Annotated in this window: 19 protein-coding genes and 1 tRNA gene; 4 read left to right on the forward strand and 16 right to left on the reverse strand. The window is 52.1% G+C overall.

Annotation, left to right across the window (positions count from 1 at the left end):
• Nucleotides 1-220 precede the first annotated feature (220 nt).
• Nucleotides 221-2014 carry an acyl-CoA dehydrogenase C-terminal domain-containing protein gene (locus KHS78_RS04270; protein ID WP_211825413.1) on the forward strand — a complete coding sequence of 598 codons (1794 nt, stop codon included), beginning with the start codon at nucleotides 221-223 and terminating at the stop codon, nucleotides 2012-2014.
• Nucleotides 2015-2082: 68 nt separating this feature from the next.
• On the opposite strand, the gene KHS78_RS04275 is transcribed toward KHS78_RS04270, so the two are convergent.
• The 6 genes from KHS78_RS04275 to KHS78_RS04300 all read right to left on the reverse strand — a co-directional run bounded on the left by KHS78_RS04275 (nucleotide 2083) and on the right by KHS78_RS04300 (nucleotide 9194).
• A complete protein-coding gene (locus KHS78_RS04275; protein WP_211825415.1) occupies nucleotides 2083-2382 on the reverse strand; it encodes a hypothetical protein in 300 nt (99 codons plus the stop codon).
• A gap of 132 nt (nucleotides 2383-2514) precedes the next feature.
• Entirely contained in the window at nucleotides 2515-3147 is a 633-nt protein-coding gene (locus tag KHS78_RS04280; protein WP_211825417.1) for an endonuclease, read from the reverse strand.
• A 320-nt stretch (nucleotides 3148-3467) separates the two neighbouring features.
• The gene (locus tag KHS78_RS04285) at nucleotides 3468-6224 is read right to left on the reverse strand and encodes a response regulator (protein WP_211825419.1); all 2757 of its coding nucleotides are present in this window, start codon (nucleotides 6222-6224) and stop codon (nucleotides 3468-3470) included.
• A 60-nt stretch (nucleotides 6225-6284) separates the two neighbouring features.
• Entirely contained in the window at nucleotides 6285-6836 is a 552-nt protein-coding gene (locus KHS78_RS04290) for a YfiR family protein (RefSeq protein WP_211825421.1), read from the reverse strand.
• A 27-nt stretch (nucleotides 6837-6863) separates the two neighbouring features.
• Nucleotides 6864-8954: a TonB-dependent receptor plug domain-containing protein gene (locus tag KHS78_RS04295; protein WP_211825424.1), complete on the reverse strand. Its 2091-nt coding sequence runs from the start codon at nucleotides 8952-8954 to the stop codon at nucleotides 6864-6866.
• A 163-nt stretch (nucleotides 8955-9117) separates the two neighbouring features.
• Nucleotides 9118-9194 (reverse strand) — tRNA-Ile (locus tag KHS78_RS04300).
• 181 nt (nucleotides 9195-9375) lie between these two features.
• Between KHS78_RS04300 and KHS78_RS04305 the strand changes: the two genes are divergently transcribed.
• The 3 genes from KHS78_RS04305 (at nucleotide 9376) to yciH (ending at nucleotide 11555) form a co-directional block, all read left to right on the forward strand.
• On the forward strand, nucleotides 9376-10008 hold the full coding sequence (locus KHS78_RS04305) for a transglutaminase-like cysteine peptidase (protein WP_211825426.1): 633 nt from the start codon (nucleotides 9376-9378) through the stop codon (nucleotides 10006-10008).
• A gap of 147 nt (nucleotides 10009-10155) precedes the next feature.
• Complete coding sequence (locus KHS78_RS04310; RefSeq protein ID WP_211825429.1) at nucleotides 10156-11208, forward strand: DUF2333 family protein; 1053 nt, start codon at nucleotides 10156-10158, stop codon at nucleotides 11206-11208.
• 23 nt (nucleotides 11209-11231) lie between these two features.
• Nucleotides 11232-11555, forward strand: a complete 324-nt coding sequence (gene yciH, locus KHS78_RS04315; RefSeq protein WP_211825431.1) for a stress response translation initiation inhibitor YciH — start codon at nucleotides 11232-11234, stop codon at nucleotides 11553-11555.
• A 49-nt stretch (nucleotides 11556-11604) separates the two neighbouring features.
• Here the strand turns inward: yciH and panD are convergent, their stop codons facing one another.
• The 10 genes from panD to KHS78_RS04365 all read right to left on the reverse strand — a co-directional run bounded on the left by panD (nucleotide 11605) and on the right by KHS78_RS04365 (nucleotide 22422).
• Complete coding sequence (panD, locus tag KHS78_RS04320) at nucleotides 11605-11985, reverse strand: aspartate 1-decarboxylase (protein ID WP_211825434.1); 381 nt, start codon at nucleotides 11983-11985, stop codon at nucleotides 11605-11607.
• Nucleotides 11986-12107: 122 nt separating this feature from the next.
• Nucleotides 12108-12956, reverse strand: coding sequence for a pantoate--beta-alanine ligase (panC, locus tag KHS78_RS04325; protein ID WP_211825435.1), 849 nt, complete (start codon nucleotides 12954-12956; stop codon nucleotides 12108-12110).
• Entirely contained in the window at nucleotides 12953-13753 is an 801-nt protein-coding gene (gene panB, locus KHS78_RS04330) for a 3-methyl-2-oxobutanoate hydroxymethyltransferase (RefSeq protein ID WP_211825437.1), read from the reverse strand. Before panB ends, panC begins: the two co-directional genes overlap by 4 nt.
• A gap of 205 nt (nucleotides 13754-13958) precedes the next feature.
• Nucleotides 13959-14660, reverse strand: a complete 702-nt coding sequence (locus tag KHS78_RS04335) for a deoxynucleoside kinase (protein WP_211825438.1) — start codon at nucleotides 14658-14660, stop codon at nucleotides 13959-13961.
• 140 nt (nucleotides 14661-14800) lie between these two features.
• The gene (gene folK, locus KHS78_RS04340; protein WP_211825440.1) at nucleotides 14801-15304 is read right to left on the reverse strand and encodes a 2-amino-4-hydroxy-6-hydroxymethyldihydropteridine diphosphokinase; all 504 of its coding nucleotides are present in this window, start codon (nucleotides 15302-15304) and stop codon (nucleotides 14801-14803) included.
• Nucleotides 15305-15373: 69 nt separating this feature from the next.
• Complete coding sequence (pcnB, locus tag KHS78_RS04345) at nucleotides 15374-16774, reverse strand: polynucleotide adenylyltransferase PcnB (RefSeq protein ID WP_211825442.1); 1401 nt, start codon at nucleotides 16772-16774, stop codon at nucleotides 15374-15376.
• Between the two features lie 136 nt (nucleotides 16775-16910).
• Complete coding sequence (locus KHS78_RS04350) at nucleotides 16911-17678, reverse strand: hypothetical protein (protein ID WP_211825444.1); 768 nt, start codon at nucleotides 17676-17678, stop codon at nucleotides 16911-16913.
• 305 nt (nucleotides 17679-17983) lie between these two features.
• Complete coding sequence (locus tag KHS78_RS04355; RefSeq protein ID WP_425513954.1) at nucleotides 17984-19252, reverse strand: sigma-54-dependent transcriptional regulator; 1269 nt, start codon at nucleotides 19250-19252, stop codon at nucleotides 17984-17986.
• Between the two features lie 19 nt (nucleotides 19253-19271).
• Nucleotides 19272-22256 carry a sensor histidine kinase gene (locus KHS78_RS04360; protein ID WP_211825446.1) on the reverse strand — a complete coding sequence of 995 codons (2985 nt, stop codon included), beginning with the start codon at nucleotides 22254-22256 and terminating at the stop codon, nucleotides 19272-19274.
• Nucleotides 22246-22422 (reverse strand): hypothetical protein, encoded by a 177-nt coding sequence (locus KHS78_RS04365; RefSeq protein ID WP_211825455.1) that lies wholly within the window; start codon nucleotides 22420-22422, stop codon nucleotides 22246-22248. The genes KHS78_RS04360 and KHS78_RS04365 overlap by 11 nt, the downstream gene beginning before the upstream one ends.
• Nucleotides 22423-22433 lie beyond the last annotated feature (11 nt).

Genomic DNA, 22433 nt, shown 5'->3' on the forward strand with positions numbered 1-22433 from the left:
CGAAGAGTAATGGGAGCGGGGAGGATAAACGATTCATTGTCTCCAGCTACTTGGGTTTTACACAATCGGTGTGTAGGTAAAAACCGTTTCCAGCTTCAAACGCCCGTTTGAAGCAGGGCTGAATGGGAGTATGATACGCATCACATACGGATAAACCGAAAAAGAAAACGGGCATCTGCACTGCGGGTGTGAAACATGACAAGAGTGTTGAGGTTGACCTATGGCGGAATACAAGGCTCCGTTGCGTGACATACGCTTTGTGCTGAACGAAGTGTTCAAGGCGGATGAACTCTGGGCCTCCCTGCCGGAACTGGCGGAAGTGGTAGACGCAGAAACGGCAGATGCCATCCTGGAAGAGGGCGCCAAGCTGACCGCCCGTGAACTGGCACCGCTGAACCGTTCGGGGGATGAAGAGGGCGCGCGCTGGGACAACGGTGATGTCACCACCCCGGCGGGTTTTAAGGAAGCGTTTGCGACCTACGCGGAAGGTGGTTGGGTCGGCCTTGCGGGTAATCCGGAATATGGCGGCATGGGCATGCCGAAGATGCTCTCTGTACAGTTTGAAGAGATGATGTACAGCGCCAACAACTCTTTCACCCTGTATCCCACCCTGACCGCAGGCGCCTGCCTCGCCTTGAATGCGCATGCGTCTGATGAGCTCAAAGAAGCCTATCTACCGAATATGTATGCCGGTGTCTGGTCTGGCTCCATGTGTCTGACCGAGCCGCATTCCGGCACGGATCTCGGCATCATCCGCACCAAGGCCGAGCCGCAGGCGGATGGCAGCTATAACGTGACTGGTACCAAGATCTTCATCACCGGTGGTGAACACGATCTCAACGACAACATTATCCACCTGGTACTGGCCAAGCTGCCGGATGCACCCAAGGGGCCACGCGGCATTTCCCTGTTCCTGGTGCCCAAGTTCCTGGTGAATGAAGATGGTTCGTTGGGGGAGAGCAATGGAGTTAGCTGCGGTTCTATTGAGCACAAGATGGGGATCAAGGCATCCGCTACCTGTGTCATGAACTTTGATGGCGCCAGGGGTTACCTGGTGGGTGAAGTTAACAAGGGTCTGGCAGCCATGTTCACCATGATGAACTATGAGCGGCTGTCCATTGGTATCCAGGGGCTGGGTTGCTCTGAAATGAGTTACCAGAGTGCTCTTGAGTATGCCAAAGAGCGTATCCAGGGCCGTTCTGCGACTGGTGCAAGTCAGCCCGATAAGGCAGCTGACCCCATTCTTGTGCACCCTGATGTTCGTCGTATGTTGCTGAATATCAAGGCGACCACCGAGGCAGGGCGTGCATTCTCCACTTATGTGGCGAAGCAACTGGATCTGTCCAAGTACAGCGACAATGCGGATGACAAGGCCAATGCTGAAGCACTGGTTGCGCTGCTGACGCCCATTGCAAAAGCCTTCTTTACCGATGTTGGTCTTGAGAACTGTATCCAGGGTCAGCAGGTGTTTGGTGGCCACGGTTATATCCGCGAATGGGGACAGGAACAGCTCGTTCGTGATGTGCGTATCGCCCAGATTTATGAAGGCACCAACGGCATCCAGGCGCTGGATCTTATGGGGCGGAAGACCGTTGCCAATGGCGGCAAGCTTTTCGCAGGGTTTGCCCGTGAAGTAAAAACGTTCATGGAGTCCAGCAACACTGGCAAGATGGCTGAATTCAATGCACCGCTGACGGATGCCTTGAAAAACCTGGAAACATTGACGGCCTGGGTTATCGACAATGCAGCCAATAATCCCAATGAGGTGGGCGCAGCATCGGTAGAATACCTTCACGTCTTTGGTTATACCGCGTATGCCTACATGTGGGCACTGATGGCGAAAACCGCACAGGATCAACTGGCGGCTGGCACTGAAGAAGAGTCATTCTATCTCGGTAAGCTGACCACTGCCCGTTACTTCTACAAGCGACTGTTGCCGCGGATTCACAGTCTGTCGCAGGCGGTGATGTCCGGTGCGGATCCTCTCTTTGAATTGAGTGATGAGCAGTTCTGAGCCATGTCTTAAGGGTGTAAAAAAGGAGATCATGATGATCTCCTTTTTTATTGAAGGTGTATGGTTTCTTAATTCTGGTGACGGTATTCCGACAACATTCTGTTCGCATACGAAGGTGGGTAATTCAGTAATTCTGCCTCTTCAGTCAAGCTGCTGACTATCAACTTTGCCTGTCTGGCAGCGAAATCCTGTGCCGGCATTTGCAGCCTGTGCTGGGCATTAGGTGTGGATCCTTGTGAAGCCGCTTTGAGAATCTGTGCTGGTGAGAGTTTAACAGGCGTTGTAAAAGATGCTGCTTGTGATTGTGAGGATGCAGGTGTCAGCAGGGCTAGAGTTATAGAGATGATAAAAAATCTGAATAACTGCATGCAGGCTCCTCAGTTACCATGGCTTTGTTTTACGTGAACGTCGTGCTGCTCCAAAGGCGCTGGAGAGGGAGACAGTATCAGATAAGATTATCGCTGGTTTGGGTCACTTCTTTAGGGGAGCTCCCCGGGAAATCACTCCCGGGAGGCCAGTTGCGTGGCTAATGTCGGATCATCAATAAAACGGTTTCGATTACCCTGTAAAGCTGCAATGGTGTTATTGCGTTCAAGCTCTTGATCGTCTGGTTTATCGATGCTGTTCCACTCAAGAAGTATTTTCAGCGACGCCTGTAATGGCAGATTGTATCGATCGTGGATATAGAGCAGTGCACGTGCTATGTCGCCTTTAATGGCATCTGCGGGCTCAAGTACAAGGTAGTCCTGTTGCAAAGAACAGTTAGGTAGCAGTTGGCCGGCTTCACCGCGCACATTGCCAAAAACCGTATCCCGTCGTTTGAGTTCGACGCGTGTCATGATCGGATAGGCGTTGTGTAGATCAGTCAGAATGGCACGGTACAGTTCACTGTCACGTTTGCATTCTGTGTTTGTGCGGCATTGCAACTCTTCACGCACGGCTTTTAACGAGTAGATATAGCCAGCGGTGAGGCGATTACTCTTGCGTGAAAACGCCTGATTGCAGAACAGTGTTGTACCCCCGCTGGGGTAAAGACTTTGCCAGAAAAGACTGTTTTTGTCGTTAAGGTTGCTCTCTGCATGAGATACAGGTGCGATAAGGAGCAACATCAACCCGATTATTTTTATTTTCATAGGTTGACCATCCTGACGATTGGAACGGTTTCGTCGTTCAGTCTATCAGTAGTCAGCAGGAGGATGAAAGAGGAAGCGTGAAGCTCGAAATAGCGCTTATTTCAGGGTTCCGGTATCGCTAATTCCAATTTCTTTACAGCTTATAAGCCTGAGCTATAGTTAAGGTTAGTCAGACGGTATACACGGATGTAGCCGCAGGGAAGCGCGGGTTACTAAGCAGGAATGCACCAAGGAAACGTCTGACCTACTTGCCTCGCTTATGCGAGGTTTTTTGTGCCTGCAATTTAGCCGTTGATGAAGTCAGTTGAAGGGAAAACGACTCAGTTGTTCAGGGAGTTTTTGAGTTCTTCGCAGGTAGCCTGAAAGACTGCTTCCAGTTTCTTCAGCAAGGGGCGCACTTCGCTCAGGTTTTTCTCCCGACCATTTTTTTCCAGTTGGCTCGCCAGTTCGCCGAGACGATCCGCTCCCAGGTTTTGACTACTGGATTTTAAGGTATGGGATGCCCGGGTAAAGACTTTGATATCCATGTTCCTTGCCGCGCTGAGAGTATCCTCAACCAGCTTGGGGGAGTCTTCCAGATAGCTGTTGATCAGCAGGTCAAACTCTTCTTCCATAACCATGCGGAGTTGTTCAAGGGTTTCCCGGTTGAGTAAGGGCTTTTCATGCAGATTATCATTCTGGTCTCCGGTATGTTGCTGCACCATAACGGATTGCTCTTTTTCTTCCGGGGATTCCAGCCATTTGATCAGCATATCTTTCAGGACGTCTGCCTTGATGGGTTTGCTGAGGTAATCATCCATGCCGGCCGCTAGGCATTTCTCCCGGTCACCTTCCATGGCGTTGGCTGTCATGGCGACAATAGAGGTATGTTGCTGGTTACCCTGTTCCTGCTCTTTCTGGCGAATCAGCCCGGTGGCTTCATAGCCGCTCATTTCCGGCATTTGGCAGTCCATTAAAATCAAGTCGTAATGCTTGTTTTCCCAGGCTTCGACTGCAAGTCGGCCATTTTCTGCGACATCTGCTGTCAGGCCCGCTTTCTTGAGCATGGCCAGAGCCACTTTCTGGTTAACGACATTATCCTCAACCAGCAGTAGCGACGTATGTTCACTGAATATATCCATACTCTCTTTGACTGTGTTTTGTTTCTGAATAGGTTGATCGATTTTCTGGTTACCCATGACTTGTTGGGTCAGTTTAAGCAATTGAGCTTGCCGGTAAGGCTTGGTGAGCGCGCCAGCAAGGAAGGCATCACGACGTTCCTGTTCAGACATATGCCCTGTGGATGTCAGCATGATGCGATGGGTTGTACGTAACTGGTTGTCAGCCTCAATGGTTTTGGACACTGTCACGCCATCAATGCCTGGCATCTGCATATCAAGATAAATAATATCGAAGGGACGTCCGGCAACGATGGCGTCGCGCATTTTGTCGAGCGCACGTTCACCGTCTTCTGCCTCAGAGTGGTCGATACCCCAGGCCGTCAGGTAGTGTTTGAGAATATCCCGGTTGGTTTTGTTGTCGTCCACAATCAGCGCGTAAGTGCCGGTGAGATCTTGATTGGTTGGGTTGTCTGTATCGTGCTGCTGTTCTGAAACCGGCAGATCAACATCAAAGAAGAAGCAGGAGCCTTTGTTTAACTCACTGGTGATCTGGAGTTGCCCCCCCATTAGCTCAACCAGTTGTCGGGATATGGTTAATCCAAGGCCGGTACCGCCAAATTTTCGGGTTGTTGAGCCGTCAGCCTGGGTAAACGGCGTAAACAGTTTGGGAATGACATCCGGCGCGATACCAATGCCGGTATCCCGCACCTCAAACCGTACCCTGGCAATGCTGTCATCATTGCTGATCAGAAGAACCCGGACAACGACTTCACCCTTTTCCGTAAATTTGACGGCATTGCCCAGCAGGTTAGTCAGTATCTGACGAAGCCTCACCGGATCGGCTTTCAGTATGGAGGGAAGTTTAACGTCGGTGTAACAGCCGAGCTCGATGCGCTTTTCCCGGGCTTTACTGGCCAGCAGGGTCGAGACATCTTCAGCCAGGGCGCCGATCTGTGTGTCGATCTGCTCCAATTCCAGCTTGCCGGCTTCAATCTTGGAGAAGTCCAGAATATCGTTGATGATGCCCAGTAATGCATCGGCTGAGCCGTAGGCGGTTTCCAGGTAATCGAGCTGACTGTTATCCAGCTCGGTATCCCGAAGGAGTTCAAGCATGCCGAGCACGCCATTCATCGGTGTGCGGATTTCGTGGCTCATGTTGGCCAGAAAAGCGCTTTTGGCCTTGGCAGCTTCCAGAGCGACTTCTTTGGCTTCAGTGGCTTCGTTGATCGCGTGTTTCAGATTTTCATTGGCGAGATTCAGTGCGGTGGTTCGGAGCTCAACGGTTTTTTCCAGTTCTTCCCGGTGTACGCTTAACTGTTCATCCCGCTTTCGAATCTGCGCCAGCATTTCGTTGAATCGTTCATAGAGCTGGCCGATTTCATCATCGCTCTGTTTCTCCAGGGTACTGACGTAAACCTGACAGGTGGACACCTGTTTCATAGTGTCAGCCAGTCGGACAATGGGTTTAGAAATGACTTTCTGCAGCCGGTGCGCAGCTAAATACGAGAAGATGATGGCGAGGATCGCAATCATGAGGGCTGCGAGTAGATTCAGGGTCATCTGTTGCTTCAATACAGCTAGGTCAGCACGGATGACAACGGTGCCTATCAGGTCATTGCCGTAGTAGATAGGACCCGCCACATCCATCCATTCATCCTGAATATCGATGGATTTGGTTTTATACAACGAGGGTGTGATGCGGGCTTTTGGGTTGCCATCGCGGAAGAAACTGGCCAGGATCTTCCCGTCCCTACCGATCAGGTGGGCTTCTTCCACGGATTTGATGCCATGCAAGGTGCCGATATGTTGTTTGGAGAGGTTGGCATCTCCATCGTGTACAGACATCGCGCTGTTGCGGCTGATGACTTCGACCAGGTTCTGGATTCGCTCGGTCATGGCATCACGCGATTTTACGTAATCACTGATGCTGTAGACGAGCAGGGTTATCAGCAGGCCGATCTCTGCTGTTGTCATCATGGCGTAACGAAGCTTACGCTCTATTGAAACCCTGCCGAATGTGAACATCCTGTTCTTTCGCTATCGAATGACTCGGGCGATTTTCATTAACTGGGAACTGATCACAAACCCGCCTGCCTTGGTCGCTGGCAGATTCAGTGTGAAACTGACCCTGTTACTTTCCCTTACCAGCTCCACCATGCCCCCCTGTTTGGCGAAATCCTTGATATCACTGACAGTTAGGACAGATGTGCTTCTTAATGAGTTTAGAACATGTTCAAGCTGCTTTTGGGCACTCTCATTGACAAACAGCAGGTTACAGAGGGAGGCTTTATCATCAAAGGCCGTCAGAATGCGAACGTCAATGGTTTGGCTCATATTCTTTCGGCCTTTCAGGGAGGAAACGTAATCATTCAGGGGGTCTTTACCCAGCATGCAGACCGTTAGAGTGTCTGTCCGTGTTTTACGGGGCCACTGGATGAAACGGCTTAATTTATAGAGGATAGCGGCCTTGACCTGATCCTCCTGCACGGGCGCCGCTTCCGGGCGCGTGCTGACCAGGTTGGCGGCGAGTATGCAGAGAAACAGGGCAATGAGCCGTAACCCCTGGGCGAGGCGTTTAACGGGCTTCATGACCTGGATCGTCTCCGGTTTGATTGATCAGTACTGCCAGCTGACCTGACCGTAGATGCTCCGGGGAACCTCGGTGGTTGCGATGCCGGTGAAGCCATCAAGGTATTCCGGGTGCTGGCTATCCAGCAGGTTCTGGCCAACGATGGCGAATTCGAAGTCACCCACTTGCTTTGCGACGCGGATATCTGCTGTTACGAAGGACGGTATGCTGACACCCTGGACGTTGTCCTGATAACGCAGCCAGAGGTCGAGCTCCCAGTTGTCAGAAAAATTGTGGCGAGACATCAGGCTCATATTATGCTCGGCTGTCACCGTTTCGAATATAGGCTCTATAGCGGTGGTAACAGCGTTGTTATCCGTTGAGTGCAGATCCATCTGGAGGAAGCCGTAGGATAGCTTGAGCTTCCAGTTATCCTGTACTTGCCAGTCTGCTGCTATCTCGAAGCCGTAGGCATCACCTTCCATGACATTGTCGATATTCACAGGGAAATAAATGGGGGCTAACGCATTGAAGGTTGGTTGGCACAGTGGAGATGGCTGGAAAATAATGCCTGAAATATCAGTCATACCCAATTCTTCACAGGTCCCCTGGTTGGTTGCTGCTAGGTTTTTGTAATGATTCAGGAAAATGGTGGTATCGATTGTCAGAGCCTCACTGAATATACGGCGATAACCCAGTTCATAAGAGAAAAGTGTTTCAGACTTGATATCATCATTCCCTGCAAATGCTACAAACGTATTTGGACCACGTTCCTCAAATCCATAGACCTGAGAGTCTACTTCTACAATAGAGGGCGTTCGAACTGACTTGGAAATCGCTGCCCAGAAGGATTGTTCAGCATCAGGTGTGAAGATGATTCGGGCGTTGGGTTGAATTTCATCGCCCGTGAATTCATTGTTTTCAAATCGAGAACTCAGGGTCATACGCCAGCGATCCGGCACCAGGGTGATTTCATCCTGAATGAAGGCGCTATAGAGTTCAGTGGTGCGTGAGCTTGGGTCAAAATCAACAAACTCACTGGCGTAAACCTTGTTATCTACTTTGCGGTAGCCCAATCCCCAGATGATTTCCTGATTCTCCGTCAGCGGGAATCGGTGATGGAAATCGATATCCCAGGTATCACGATGGCGAGGGGCTCTGACATCACTGTTTTCGTAGCGGTCATAATAGACTTGCGTAATCGCTTCTGAATCGGCCGATAATGTGTGCGTCCAGCGCCCCAGGGCATTGGCACCAAATTGCCTGTTGGAGGAGGATACAAAAGTACCTGTGCCTGTTGTACGATCAAAGGTCTTCACCGCAGGGCGGATGTGCCCTTTGTAGAGATCGCCTTGAAAGGTAAAGAGATCTTCAGCCGTTCGATCCCAGTCAATCCGGAATCCTGTCTGATTCATGTTCCAGCCGTCACTGGCTTCCGGCGCATCATCCAGACCAATATTGGAATACTCTTGTGCCAGCGTTGAGTTCAGGGTTTTCTGGTGATCGCGATCACTGTATTTGTAATAAACACGGTAGTTCGCATTTTCACCTAGCTGACCGCCATAGCGAACACTGCCAAACCCTTGTTCATAGCTGCCAGCACCGACTTCGACATAAGTACCCTGTGTTTCTGCGGCGGACCGGGTCATGATATTGATGACACCATTGACCGCATTCGAGCCCCAAAGTGCCGCACCGGGCCCCCGGATGACCTCAATACGATCAATATCAGCGAGCATCACATCATTGGTTTCCCAGGTCACACCGGAATAGAGCGGGGTGTAAACCGAGCGCCCGTCGATTAATACCAGTAATTTATTGGAGAAAACACTGTTAAAGCCCCGGGAGCTGACTGACCAGGCATTGCCGTTGATTTTGGACACTTGTAGTCCAGGCACCATTCGCAGCAGATCGGGAATTGTCTTAGCGCCACTGCGACGGATATCTTCCTGGGTAATGGCATAAACGGCTGCCGCGGATTCCATAATACTTTGGGATTTTTTCGAAACGGATGTCACTTCCAGGGAAACCAGTTCTTCAAGGCTCATATCCAGGAAGTCATCTTCACCGATTGCCGCAGATGTGGTGAAAAGAGAACAGAGTGCTACAGCCAGTCCGGTTTTATTGAACGTAGTCATAATGTGGCAGCTCCCTGGCCAGCATTTTTATATTAAGAATCCTTTTTAAAAATCTAGACCATATTTCTTTTAGCACCAGTGGAGACGTGTGAGTAAAACCGGAAGGTTGTCAGGGAATGGCCAGAAATAAAGCAGAAGGAAAATGACAGACATGAAGCGATGATGGTGGGCCCAGAAGGACTTGAACCTTCGACCTGCCGATTATGAGTCGGATGCTCTAACCAACTGAGCTATGGGCCCCGCGCGGCGAGATTATACGCATAGTGCCACTGCGATGCCATACCCCTGACAGGGTTAAGCTTCGACAAATTATGCTCCACTCAGATTACCAATAATTGCTAGTGCTGAGCAACGCCGAATCCGGGCAAAAAGCTGGACTATAGTTTTCTAAGGGATAGCTGTCACACGGAGTGTGTATCCTTTGAGAAGTCTCGCATTAGTCCTGTATGGGTTGTTAGGACTGGCTGTTAGTGCGATTGCCAGTGATGTATCAGATTCAGTTCATCAAACTGACAACTCCCCACAGGCTCGTCAAAAAATTGTCGAATGGCAGCAGTTGGTTGAGCATCTGCGCTCGCAGAGTGATCTTGAGCGCCTGGAGCAAACCAACCGCTTTTTTAATAAGCTGACCTTTGTGAATGATGACAAACTCTGGCAAAGGGAGGACTACTGGGCCTCCCCCAAAGAGATGTTGTCTGTGGGGGCGGGTGACTGTGAAGATTATGCCATTGCAAAATTCTTCAGCCTGAAACAGGCGGGAATTGATGAAAGCCGCCTACGCCTGGCTTATGTTCGATCGCTCACGTTAAATCAGGCTCATATGGTACTGCTGGTCATTCCTGAGCATGGGGGGACGGCCCTGGTGCTGGATAATCTGATTACCGATATTCTGCCAGTATCGGATAGAGATGATTTAATGCCGGTGTATGCCTTTAATTCCCAGGATCTCTGGCTGCTGGATCGCAACTTTGCTGAGCGCTGGGTGGCTGCTGCCTCAAGAATTGGGGCATGGCGTGCGTTTCGCGCACGGGAAAGTGACCTGTTTTCCGACTAATGGGTAGGAAACGTCCTATCCATCCAAACGTCTTGGGTTAGTCGCCTGACGAATCCCTAACATTTCTCCTCAAACGCTAGTGGTTCTCCCCGAGTTTGCCCATAATACCGACACTCGGGGAAGGCCTGTCAGAATAAAGGAGAAACCATGTCGCTGGATAGATTCAAGGAGCGGTTTGCGGGAACTGCCAGTTATTTGCGCAATCCGTTTGCCGGCCACAAAGCGGTTAATGTGCTGATCATTACTCTGATCACCCTTTTCATCCTGGTGAATGTGGTTCTGGGTATTTACTGGAGCCGTGAGCCAGACATGCTCAATGTCAGACAGGAAGCGGCGCAGAAAGCGCAGCAGCTGAACCGTGAGGTCGTGCCGGGCTTCACCACCACGACAACAGCGATCCGTATTGGTGAAACGCTCCTGGACAAGCCGGGTGGCTATCTGCGCAATGACGTCATGCCCCCCAGTGTACTGTTGGATAACATGCCCAACTGGGAGCTGGGTGCCCTGATTCAGCTTCGGGATTTTACCCGCGCACTGCGCAAGGAATTCAGCCGTTCGCAGTCCCAGTCCCGGGAAGATGCGGACCTGGCTATTGCCGAGCCGCAATTTAACTTTGACTCTAACAGCTGGGCCTTGCCTTCCAGTGAAGGCGAGTACCGTCGTGGCATTAAACGCCTGGATAATTATCTCCAGCGTCTGTCGGACCCTAGTGATCCTGCCCAGTTCTACTCCCGGGCAGACAATTTGACGGATTGGTTGAAAGATGTTGAAACGCGCCTTGGCTCCCTGTCCCAGCGTCTTAGCGCCAGTGTTGGCAAGGCCCGCCTGAATACTGACCTGGCTGGTGATGCAGAGGCTGTACAGTCGACCCCCAGTGAGTCAGAGGTTGTTGTTAAAACGCCTTGGTACAAGATTGATGATATTTTCTATGAGGCACGCGGTACCTCATGGGCGTTACTTGCACTGTTGAGCGCCGTGGAAGTGGATTTCGCCGATGTGCTGGAAAAGAAAAACGCCCGGGTCAGCCTGCGGCAGATTATTCGCGAGCTGCGTGAAACCCAGGAGCCGCTGGGTAGCCCCATCATTTTGAATGGTGATGGTTTTGGAATGCTGGCCAACCACTCGCTGGTGATGGCGAATTACATTTCCCGCGCCAATGCCGCGATCATTGATTTACGTAGATTGCTTGAGCAGGGGTAACCCTGCCTTGAGGATGTCATGGTATGAGTAAGAGCAGCAGGCTGGTGTATTCCACGGATCAGGGACGGATCCGCGAGGAAAAGCCTGAGGAAGTCCTTCCCGAAACAGACGGCATTATTCGTGTAAGACCGGAAAAGAAAGGCCGGGGTGGTAAGACGGTTACAGTGATTTCCGGCTTGCCTATGACGGGTAATGACCTGAAAGCGTTGGCGAAACAACTCAAAAAACGCTGTGGCGGCGGTGGCGCTGTTAAGGATGGCAATATCGAGTTGCAGGGAGACCATGTTGAAGTCATGGTGGCGGAACTGACGAAGCTTGGTTATCAGGCCAAACGATCGGGCGGATAAATCAGATACGTCATAATATGCCCCTGTCGTACAAACAGGGGCAGGCCATTCAACCGAGCTGTACCGGAATAGCGTTCGCGGTATGGTCGATGGTGTTGTCTTTTTTCAGATAGATCAGTGCAGGCTTATGGTTGTCCAGCTCTTCCTCAGAATAACTGGCATAAGCGCAGATAATCACCCGATCCCCGACAGAGACCTTGCGGGCCGCAGCACCATTCATGGAAATCATCCGTGAACCTTCTTCGCCACGGATAATATAGGTGGTGAAACGCTCACCATTATCCTTGTTATAAATCTGGATCTGCTCGTATTCACGTAGCCCCGCCATATCCAGCCATTCACCGTCGATGGCGCAGGAACCCTCGTAATTCAAAACGGCATGGGTCACAGAGGCCATATGGAATTTGGCCTTGAGCATGATGTTGTGCATTCAATCCCCTCGTATGGAACACTCGTCGGATCGGGGATAGCCCCCCGGCGGAGGTCGAAGATTAAACCCTGCCCGCCTGTTCGGCAAGCAGGGGTCTAACGGCAGGTCGTCCGTAGGATTCCCTAGAGATCAATCTGGATATTGTCGATCAGGCGGGCACGACCAAGGGCGGCAGCGGCCAGGATTACCAGCTCTTTATCCGCCAGTGTTGCCGGTTGCAACGTATGACGGCTGACGATATTGAAGTAATCCGGCTTGAAACCGGCGCGTGCCAGTTTGACGAACGCATCACGGTGCAGGGCATCATAGTTGCGGTCGCCGGCAATGATTGCCTCACGGGCTGCGCCCAGTGTCTGGTACAGGGTAGCCGCTGTCTGTTTCTCTTCCGCAGACAGGTAGCCATTACGGGAACTCAGTGCCAGTCCATTCTCTGAACGGGCAATGGGGGCGCCGATGATTTCCACGGGGAGCATTAGGTCGTTGACGATCTTCCGGATGATGCAGAGTTGCTGGAAATCTTTTTCACCAAACACGGCGTAGTCCGGTTGTACGATGTTGAACAGCTTGGTGACCACGGTCGCAATACCGGTAAAGAACCCGGGACGGCTTTTACCGCAATGCATGCCATCCAGCGCATCCACACGCACGACCGTGTGATGTTCCGCACCTTCCGGATAAATTTCATGGGAAGAGGGCGCAAAGACCAGCTGTACATCGTGGGCTTCCAGCAGTGCCTGATCTTCCTCAAAGGTACGTGGATAGCTGTCGTAATCCTCATTGGGACCAAATTGCAGCTGGTTCACATAGATACTGACGACAACTTCATCCGCCAGTTCTTTCGCTTTTTTAACCAGCGACAGGTGTCCGTCGTGCAGGTTCCCCATGGTAGGAACAAAGGCAATGCTGCGTCCCTGTGCTCTGGCGCTGCGAATATAGTCCCTGGTGTCGTTTATGCTGTAGACAGTTTTCATTCTGAATAAAATCCGTGTTCCGGTCCGGGGAAGCGGCTTTCTTTGACATCGCTTACAAATGCAGCGATGGCGTCTTGTGGGGAGGCGCTGTCAGTCATGAAATTTTTGACAAACCGTGGACGACGTCCGGCCGTTATACCCAGCATGTCATAGATAACCAGTACCTGGCCGTCGGTGTCGGGGCCCGCGCCAATGCCGATAACAGGTATATTGACAGCCATGGTGATTTCACGGGCCAGCTGGGTGGGAACGCATTCAAGCAGCAGAAGATTGGCGCCCGCCTGCTCAAGAAGGCAGGCGTCTTCTATCATGCGATTGGCGCTGCCAGTGTCTTTCCCCTGAACCTTGTAGCCCCCCAGCATGCTGACGGTTTGTGGTGTTAAGCCAAGGTGGAGACAGGTGGGAATGCCACGCTCAGAAAGCTTCTTGACGGTCGGGCACAACCAGCGCCCCCCTTCCAGTTTGATGATATCGGCACCTGCCTGCATGAGTGCAGCGCAGTTCATTATGGATTGCTCTTCCATCGCGGATGCCATAAACGGCATATCCGCCATCAGCAGGGCACCCTGGTTACCGCGACTGACGCATCGGGTGTGGTAGACCATATCGTCAATGGTGACGGGCACAGTGCTGGAGTGACCCTGGCAGACCATGCCCAAGGAGTCGCCGATGAGGATCACTTCTGTGCCATTACTGCTTACCAGGTTGGCCTGCGTCGCATCATAAGCAGTAAGACAGGTAAATTTTTCGCCGGACTGCTTCAGGGCAGCGAGAGTATGCAGTGTTATTTGAGTCATTGGTAATGTTGCCTTGGGTCGCCTGACAACGTGCCAGGCAGGCCGTTAATAACCTTTTATATGACAGGAAACGGTAATCGTGGGGCTATATTGGTGGAAACTGGCGCGTATTTCCAGTGGGGATTCGCCGTGTTGTGCTTCTGCGGCGGTACCTGACTGACCGGTGACATGGGACAGTCAAATAATGCGACTACAGATAGTCTATTTAAAGTTCAGAGGGTTTTGGGTTGAAGTAATGTCGACCTTTTCGACATGACATGATTTCTTCAACCAACTGGCGATAATCTTGTTCGTTGTGAACCAGATCAATTTCTGATGCATTCACAATGAGCAGGGGCGACTGGTCGTAGTAATGGAACAGTTCTGCATAAGCTTCATTCAGCCGCTTCAGGTAACCGTGACCAATCAGTTTTTCTGCTTCATCACCCTGTTCACGAATGCGTTCTTTCAGGATATCAACCGGTGCCTGCAGGTAAATAACCAGATCGGGAGTCGGCAGGTCTTTTGTTTGCATTTCATAGGCGCGGTTATACAGTTCCAGCTCATCGGCAGAAAGGTACATCTCGGCAAAGAGGAGGTCTTTCTCCATACAGAAGTCAGACACCCGTACTGACCTGAACAGATCGTTCTGGCGAATGGACTGCAACTGGTTGGCACGGTGAAACAGAAAGTGGAGCTGTGTCGCCAATGCCATTTGCCGGGGATGGCGATAGAAACGACTGAGAAAGGGGTTATCCTGGGGGCTTTCTTCCAGCAGGATATCGTAATTGAAAGTTGCCGCCAAACGTCTTGCCAGCGTCGTTTTTCCAACACCGATAGGTCCTTCTACAGCAATGAAGCGAGGGAAATCTTCCTTTTCAGGTGCTGGCGATGCTTCAGCAGTGTGAGGTAATGTGGCGGCTTCCATGACTGCTCCTTTCATTCACAACAATGCACTGTCTTTAGCTCAATGGCTTGCCTTGTGCATCACTGTGCTTGTCGAAGACTGTTTGGGTTAATGCAAACAGCTCTACATAACATAGTGTCATGAACGATTGTGCAGCTGACTTATGCTTCCGTTACCAGACTGTCACTGAGTCGTTCGATTCCTTTCCTATCAATGTTTTGTAAAAGCTTTTTAAGGCTTTGTCCAGTCGGGAGTGTAATATCCGGTGCAATATCGGCCAGGGGGATCAACACAAAGTTGCGCCAGGACATGTCTCGATGCGGCACGGTCAGGCGTTCTGACTCAATGATCTCATGGCCATAGAGCAGAATATCCAGGTCGAGTACTCTTGCACCCCACCGGACGGTTCGTACTCGACCATGGCCTTTTTCAATGGCCTGCAAGGCATCGAGTAACGCAATCGGTGTCAGCGACGTTTCAATCGCTGCGACAGCATTGATGTAGTCAGGTTGTCCGGCAGGACCGACCGGGTCGGTGCGATAAAAAGGCGAGATGGCCAGCAGGCGCGATTCCGGCAGGTTCTTCAGTGCGGCGACAGCACTGTACAGTTGCTGCTCGGGTTCATCAAGGTTACTGCCAAGTGCAATATAGGCCGTGACGGACATCTGGGATACCTGTAACACTTTGCTGCCGGCAGCGTGTACCGGCAAGTCATGAAGGTGTGGTGTGGGTGTTTAGGCGGTGTTGCCAGGACGCTTACGAGGGCGGCGTTTCCGACGTTTACGCTTGTTACCCGGCATGGAGTGTAGCTGCTTCATCAGCGCTTGCCGGGCATCGTCCTGAGAAGAGGCCTGGTAGTCGGTCCACCACTGTCCGGCATCGCCGATCGCTTCGTCGCCCGACTGCTCGCGCAGCAGCAGGAAATCATAGGCGGCCCGGAAACGCGGGTGTGTCACCAGCTCATCAACACGACGGGGCTGGCGACGCTCAAGCTGTGACTGCATTTCCCAGATTTCCCGCATGGGAATGGTGAAACGCTTTGGAATGGCGGTTCGTCTACATTGCTGGGAAATGACCTGTGTAGCGGCCTGTTGCAGGGCCGGTACCGGCGGCATGCCTTCGTTCTGATAGCGATCACGCAGGCGAACCAGTGCTGGCCACAGCATCGCAGCAAAGAAAAACGCAGGGGTTACCGGTTTGTCTTCCTGGATGCGAAGATCCGTATTGTGCAGGGCGTTAACGATGACCTGTCCGGCTGCCGGCGCGTCCTTCAGACTGGCCTGGGTCGCAGGGAACAATGACTCAAACAGGTGGTAGTCCTGCAGCAGGTAATAGGTGCTTTCTGCCCGGCCTGACAAAAACAGCTTCAGTATTTCATCGAACAGGCGGGCAGCCGGAATGTCTTTCAGCAGATGAGCCAGCGTTGCAATGGGTGCGGCCGTGCTGTCAGCGATATGGAAATCCAGTTTGGCAGCAAAACGGATCGCACGCAGCATCCGTACCGGATCTTCACGATAACGGGTTTCCGGATCACCAATCAGCCGAATAACCCTGTTGTGAATATCCTGAACACCACCGCAGTAGTCATGGATGCTGAAGTCAGTGGTTGTGTAATACAGCGAATTCATGGTGAAGTCACGGCGGATGGCATCATCCTCAATGGTGCCGTAGACGTTATCCCGCAGAATCCTACCTTTCTGGGAGTGGTGGGAGATGGAACTGTCGTGTTCATCATCTTCCGCACGGTGGCTGGCCCGGAACGTGGCCACCTCAATGACCTCGCGGCCAAAGACGACATGGATCAATTTAAACCGGCGCCCAATGATACGGGAATTCCGGAATAACCCCCTGACTTCCTCTGGCGTTGCACTGGTCGCGATATCGAAATCCTTGGGATGCAGGTCCAGCATCAGGTCTCGGATACAGCCACCGACCAGGAAAGCCTGGTAGCCATGGCTGTTCAGCCGGTGCAGTACCTTGAGGGCGTTATCGCTGATGTGTCTGCGGGAGATCGTATGCTGATCCCGGGGCAGGATGCTGAGTGTCGGTACCGGCGCCTGAGGTTGGGTATCGCTTTGTTTGCCGGTGACGTAGCTGAACAAGCGATGGATGAATCCGGACCGCTTGCCTGTCATAATCTCTGGGTATTCCTGTGTACTGCCATGGGGTGACTAATATTCATCGTGAAATCGAAAGCGGCATTTTATCATTCACCCGCAAGCATAGACAGTCTCTATCGTTATGGCAGGTAACCATAGAGTCCGGGCGAGGCTAGCCTGAGAGGTACAGCCAGAAAACCATATCGCCGGGGCACTGTTCACCCAGCGCATCCATGACCACATCACTGGCGCGGGTTTCCTGCATGCTTTCTATCCACGCTTCGTCATCCAGCCTGCCTTCAAAGTACCAGGCCGGGTAGGAATGCAGTTTCTTGTCGTAGTAAGCCAGCGGGAACTGGATCTGCCGGGGGAGCTGGGGCAGGTTCTGATGGAAAGCCGTGACGCACTGCTTGACGATGTCCTCACTGCGCCGGTTGCGTTTGTTGATATAGATGGCGCTCTCTTCCCGATACTCATCGTTATAGGGTTCCATGAGTTCCAGGAAACGTTCATCAATACAGTCTTCGTATGACATGCTGAGCGGTCCTTCACCATACCCCATGACCTGACAGGCCAGCTCGGCTTTCTTGCGGGTTTTGCCGCTCATATTGTCATACCAGGGGGCGTTTTTGCCCAGCTCATCCTGCGCGGTGACCAGGCTGACAAAGTAGAGGTTTTCTGCCGGTGTGAAGCAGTTGGCATCGCCGGTTTGCCGGAGGGGAATGCGAAGGTCTATGTCCGGGTTATTGTTGATATCTCGCTGTCGTTCCAGGCGTCTGCGTTCACAATAATCTTGCGAATCACTGTATCCCGGGGCCGTTGCGGGTTGCATGGCAAGCTGGTACGGGTTCGCTGTTAGTGTTGTACCGGGTAGTAGCAGAAGCGCCACCAAGGATAAGGCGGTCAGTATGCTGCGTGAGACAGATTGTTGAATAGTCATGCCAGTCCCTGCCTGATACTTCCACCTGACTCCATGGGGAAGTGTGCTGCTCGATAGAATGGTTGTTTATCTACTTATAATAGCGCCATGTTGCGAGCAATTATAGCAACGGTGGATTTTGCGAAGCGGGATAGCAAACTGGCTGAAACTTACAGCAAACGTATTCCTGCCAGCACAGTTCACTATCCCTTATCTCAGCACATTTAACTGGCTGATTTTTTTCTGGGAATGCCCAGGCGTTGCCGCCGTTCCCAGAGACATTTACGACTGATGCCCAGTTTCTGCGCCAGTTCGGTTTCAGTCATTTACTCCTGGTGTTCCAGGACAAAACGCTGAAAATAGTCTTCAAGGGAGAGTTCGTCAGGGTTATCGTCATCGCTGTCGCCGGCAGGTCGATCCGATGGTAAGCGGGTGTTGGCATCAATACCGAGAAGCTCAGGTGTAATCATTTCATCGTCACAGAGGATGACCGCGCGTTCCATGGCGTTTTCCAGTTCACGGACATTACCGGGCCAGGGATAACTGCTTATCGTTGCCAGGGTTTCCGGTGTGAACAGTTTTTTCTCAATACCCATACGTTCGCAGGTGCGGGTCAACAGAGCTTCTGCAATCAGGATGACATCCTGCCCCCGGTCACGTAGCGGCGGCAGGTGGAGCTCGACGACATTGAGCCGGTAATACAGGTCTTCCCGGAACAACCCTTCACGGGCCAGTTGTTTGAGGTTGCGGTGCGTGGCTGCAATTAGCCGAACATCGACCTTTTGCGATTGCACGGAGCCGACACGACGAATTTCGCCTTCTTGCAATACCCGTAGCAGGCGGGCTTGCGCTTCCAGTGGCAGCTCACCGATTTCATCCAGAAACAACGTTCCCTTGTCTGCGGCTTCCACCAAACCATTTCTGGCTGCTGTCGCACCCGTGAAGGCGCCTTTTTCATGACCGAACAGTTCTGACTCGATCAGGGTTTCCGGAATGGCGGCACAGTTGACGGAGATCATCGGAGCATCCCGGCGTTGGCTGTTCTCATGCAGGGCGCGGGCAACCAGTTCCTTTCCGGTCCCCGATTCCCCCTGGATCAGAACCGTTGCATTCGTTGGAGATACTTTACCGATACGTCGGAAAAGATCCTGCATCGCCTCAGACTCACCAATAATCCCGGTATCAATACTGCCGGTAGTCGTTTTGGGTACAGGTTGGCTGGTGGTTTCACCGGCCGTCTCGCGCGACCGGCTAATGATCGTAGTGACCGATTGCACCATCTCGTCATGATCAAAGGGCTTGGCAATATAGTCGACAGCACCCATCTTCATGGAGTCTACCGCAGAGCGAAGGCTTGCATAGCTGGTCATGATGAGAACAGGGGTATTGCTGGCCAGGCGAATCATTTCGGTTCCCGGTTCTCCCGGTAAGCGCAGATCGGAAATGATCAGGGCAAAGCTGTCGAGATCATGTTGGCGGGCATCTGCTACAGACTCTGCTTCGGTGACTGTATAGCCATTGCGGGTTAACAGGCGACGCAGTGAGGAGCGTATGACGGCCTCGTCTTCGACAACCAGTATGTGATCCTGATGCATTCTCCGACCTCGACTGTTATTAGACTGCTTCCATATCCCGGTGAGCCGGTGATGGCTCCAGTGTCGTTTGATTCAGATCCGCCATATGCCGTGGCAGGCTGATACTGAACCGGGTGCCACTATGACTGTCTTCGTCGACCGGTGACTGGATGGTGATTGTACCAAAATGTTCTTCAATAATGCTGTAGACAAGTGCGAGCCCTAACCCCGTGCCTTTTCCGGCTTCCTTTGTGGTAAAGAAGGGTTCGAAAAGGCGGTCGCGAATGTGTTCCGGAATACCTGATCCATTGTCGGTTATCTCCAGGGTGATGGAGTGCTCCCAGGCGATCGTATTGATGGTGACAACGGAGTTTTTCGGCGACGCATCACGGGCGTTGCTCAGAAGGTTGATGATGACTTGGGTGAGCTTCTGAGGGTCGCCGGTGACGAGCAGGTCAGGGTCGCAGTTGTTCACAAAACGAATCCCTCGATTGTCCTTACGTAGTGACAACAGAGAGGTCGCTTCATTACTGCATTGATACAGGCTGACCGGTTCGATCGTCAGGCTGTCCGAGGTTTGACCGCTGTGTGCAAAGTTAATCAGGGAATGCAGAATTCGGCTGATACGCTTGGTCTGGTCAAGAATCTGTTCAGCGACTTCGCGGGTATCCTGGTCATCGGACAATGTCCTCAGCTCCTGGGCGAGACAGTCGACACCGGTTAAAGGATTGCCGATCTCATGGGCAACACCGGCAGCCAGTCTGCCTATAGACGCCAGTCGTTCACTGTGTACCAGTTTTTCTTCCAGCATCTGGGTGTCCGTCAGGTCTTCCAGCAGAATCACTAAACCTTGTTCGGTTTCGGCTTTTGATTCACTGATGGTTGCCTTGTGGAGATTGAACCAGTGGGGTTGTCCCGAAATGGTCAGCTTTTGTTTGTGCTGGTGGCGTGAACTGTCGTTAACAAATGTGCCCAGCAGGGAACGCCAGGGTTCATCAATGCTATCAAATCGGGAACCAACTGTGTTGTTACCGGATATGCCGGTCGTATGTTCCATGGCTAGGTTCCACATCAAAATCTCACCATCACGGCCGAGGGAGCAGACGGCCATGGGCAGGTTTTGTAATGTCCTGCGGTGATAACGGCGCAGGCTATCCAGCTCTGCCGCCAGGCCCGTTAAACGGTAGTGGTAGTCTTCAAGGCGGTTCTCCATGAAGTTGATATCTTCCGTGATATAGGCGTCGGCCTGTTCTTCGTAGGGTAACCAGCGATTCAATATTTCCTGCGCAACGCTGGGGCCCATTAACCCGGATAAATTGGCTTCAAGCCGGTCTCGCAAACGACGAAGGGCATAAGGGCGGCGCTCATTGATGGACATCTTCAGGTCATTCAATGCCTGGGCCACTTCACGTTGAGCTGTATACGTGCCAAGTGGCTGTGACAGTCTTTCCTGGAATTCTTTTGGGGATGTGGCAGACACGGTTCTGCGACTGGGCCTGTCGAGATTTTGTACGGAACAGGCTTCGGCCGCATTCTCTTCTTCCCGTGATATCGGGGACGCCATGGAGACCAGGATAAAGACGATGATATTGGCTGCCAGTGATGTCAGTGTCGCCCAATGCCATGTGTTACTGGTGAGCGAAATCTGAAGCCAGTAAAGATCAATGACATCAAGGTTGCCGGTCAGCGGGATCAGCATCGTGACAAACCACACGGTCATGCCTGTCACCAAACCACAGATAAAACCTTTCCGGTTTGCCTGGGGCCAGTACAGTGTTGCCAGTACGCCAGGCAGGAACTGCAGGGTAGCGACAAAGGCGACAATCGCCAGATTCGTCAGATCCTGTTGTGCTTTCAGTAATCGGTAAAATCCATAACTGGTGAGAATGATGGCGGCAATCAGCAGGCGCTTGGTCCATTTAAGCCAGCGATAAATATTGATGTTGGTTGGCGGCTGATAAACAGGCAGTACCAAATGATTCATGATCATCGCAGATAGCGCCAGCGTTGTGACAATGGTCAGTCCGCTGGCGGCAGACATGCCGCCGACGTAGGCAATTATGCTGAGAGCAGGGGACTCCATGGCAAGCCCAATGCCCAGAATGAAATACTCCGGGACTGCAGACGTCTCCAGCCGCAGGCCTCCCCAGAGAATCAGCGGGGCAGAAATGCTCATGAGCAGAAGAAAGAGAGGTAGCCCCCAGCTGGCAGCATTCAAGTGACGAGGGTTAAGGTTCTCATTGAATGCCATATGGAACATATGAGGCATAACGACGGCAGAGGCAAAGAACATCAACAGCAGCGTACGCCAGGGACCATCCTGCAGAGGCGCGTGTAAAGACGTCAGTACTTCGGCATTGATATCCAGCCATTGTTGCAGGCCCTGGGGGCCATCAAACACCTCAAATAATATGACGCCACCAATGATCAGCATGGCTACTAGCTTGATGACGGATTCCATGGCAATCGCGAAGACCAGTCCATGGTGTTTTTCGCGGGTGGCAATATGTCGGGTGCCAAACGCCATGGCAAATAACATGATGATCAGGCAAAAGCCGAAGGCCAGGCGCTCCTGGGAGGACTCCATGGTCATGATATGGATGGTGTCGGCGACCGCCTGTATCTGCAACGCCAGCAATGGCAGTGCTGCCAACAACATGAAAATGGTGGTCAGTGTTCCTGCCCAGGTGCTGCGAAAGCGGAATGCAAAAATATCGGCCAGAGAACCAAGCTGGTAGGTTCGGGTGATGCGAAGAATCGGAGACAGCAAGACAGGAGCCAGCAGATAAGCACCGCATATGCCGAGGTAGTAAGCGAGGAAGACAAATCCGAATTGATGCGCCAGTCCGATCGTACCAAAGAATGCCCAGGCACCGGCGTATACTCCCAGCGACAACACATACGTCATTGGATGGGCAATAATGCGCTCAGGAATCCAGCCTTTTTCGGTTACCCAGGCACAACCAAACAGGAACAGCAGATAGGCAATACTGATGCCTGTCAGCTGGCTCAGGTCAAAACTCATCCTGCCCCCTTCTGGTTTGCAGCAGGAAGCCCGCAACGATGAGAATGAACCAGAGTATCCAGGGACGGTACCAGCCTTCAGCAGACTCAATCCACCACTGCATGATGGCGGGTGAAAAAAGGTAAATGCCAATTACGAGTAAGAGTACCAGCCGGTGGAGATACATAACCTGCCATG

This window comes from Kistimonas asteriae, assembly GCF_018263925.1.
Lineage (GTDB): Bacteria > Pseudomonadota > Gammaproteobacteria > Pseudomonadales > Endozoicomonadaceae > Kistimonas > Kistimonas asteriae.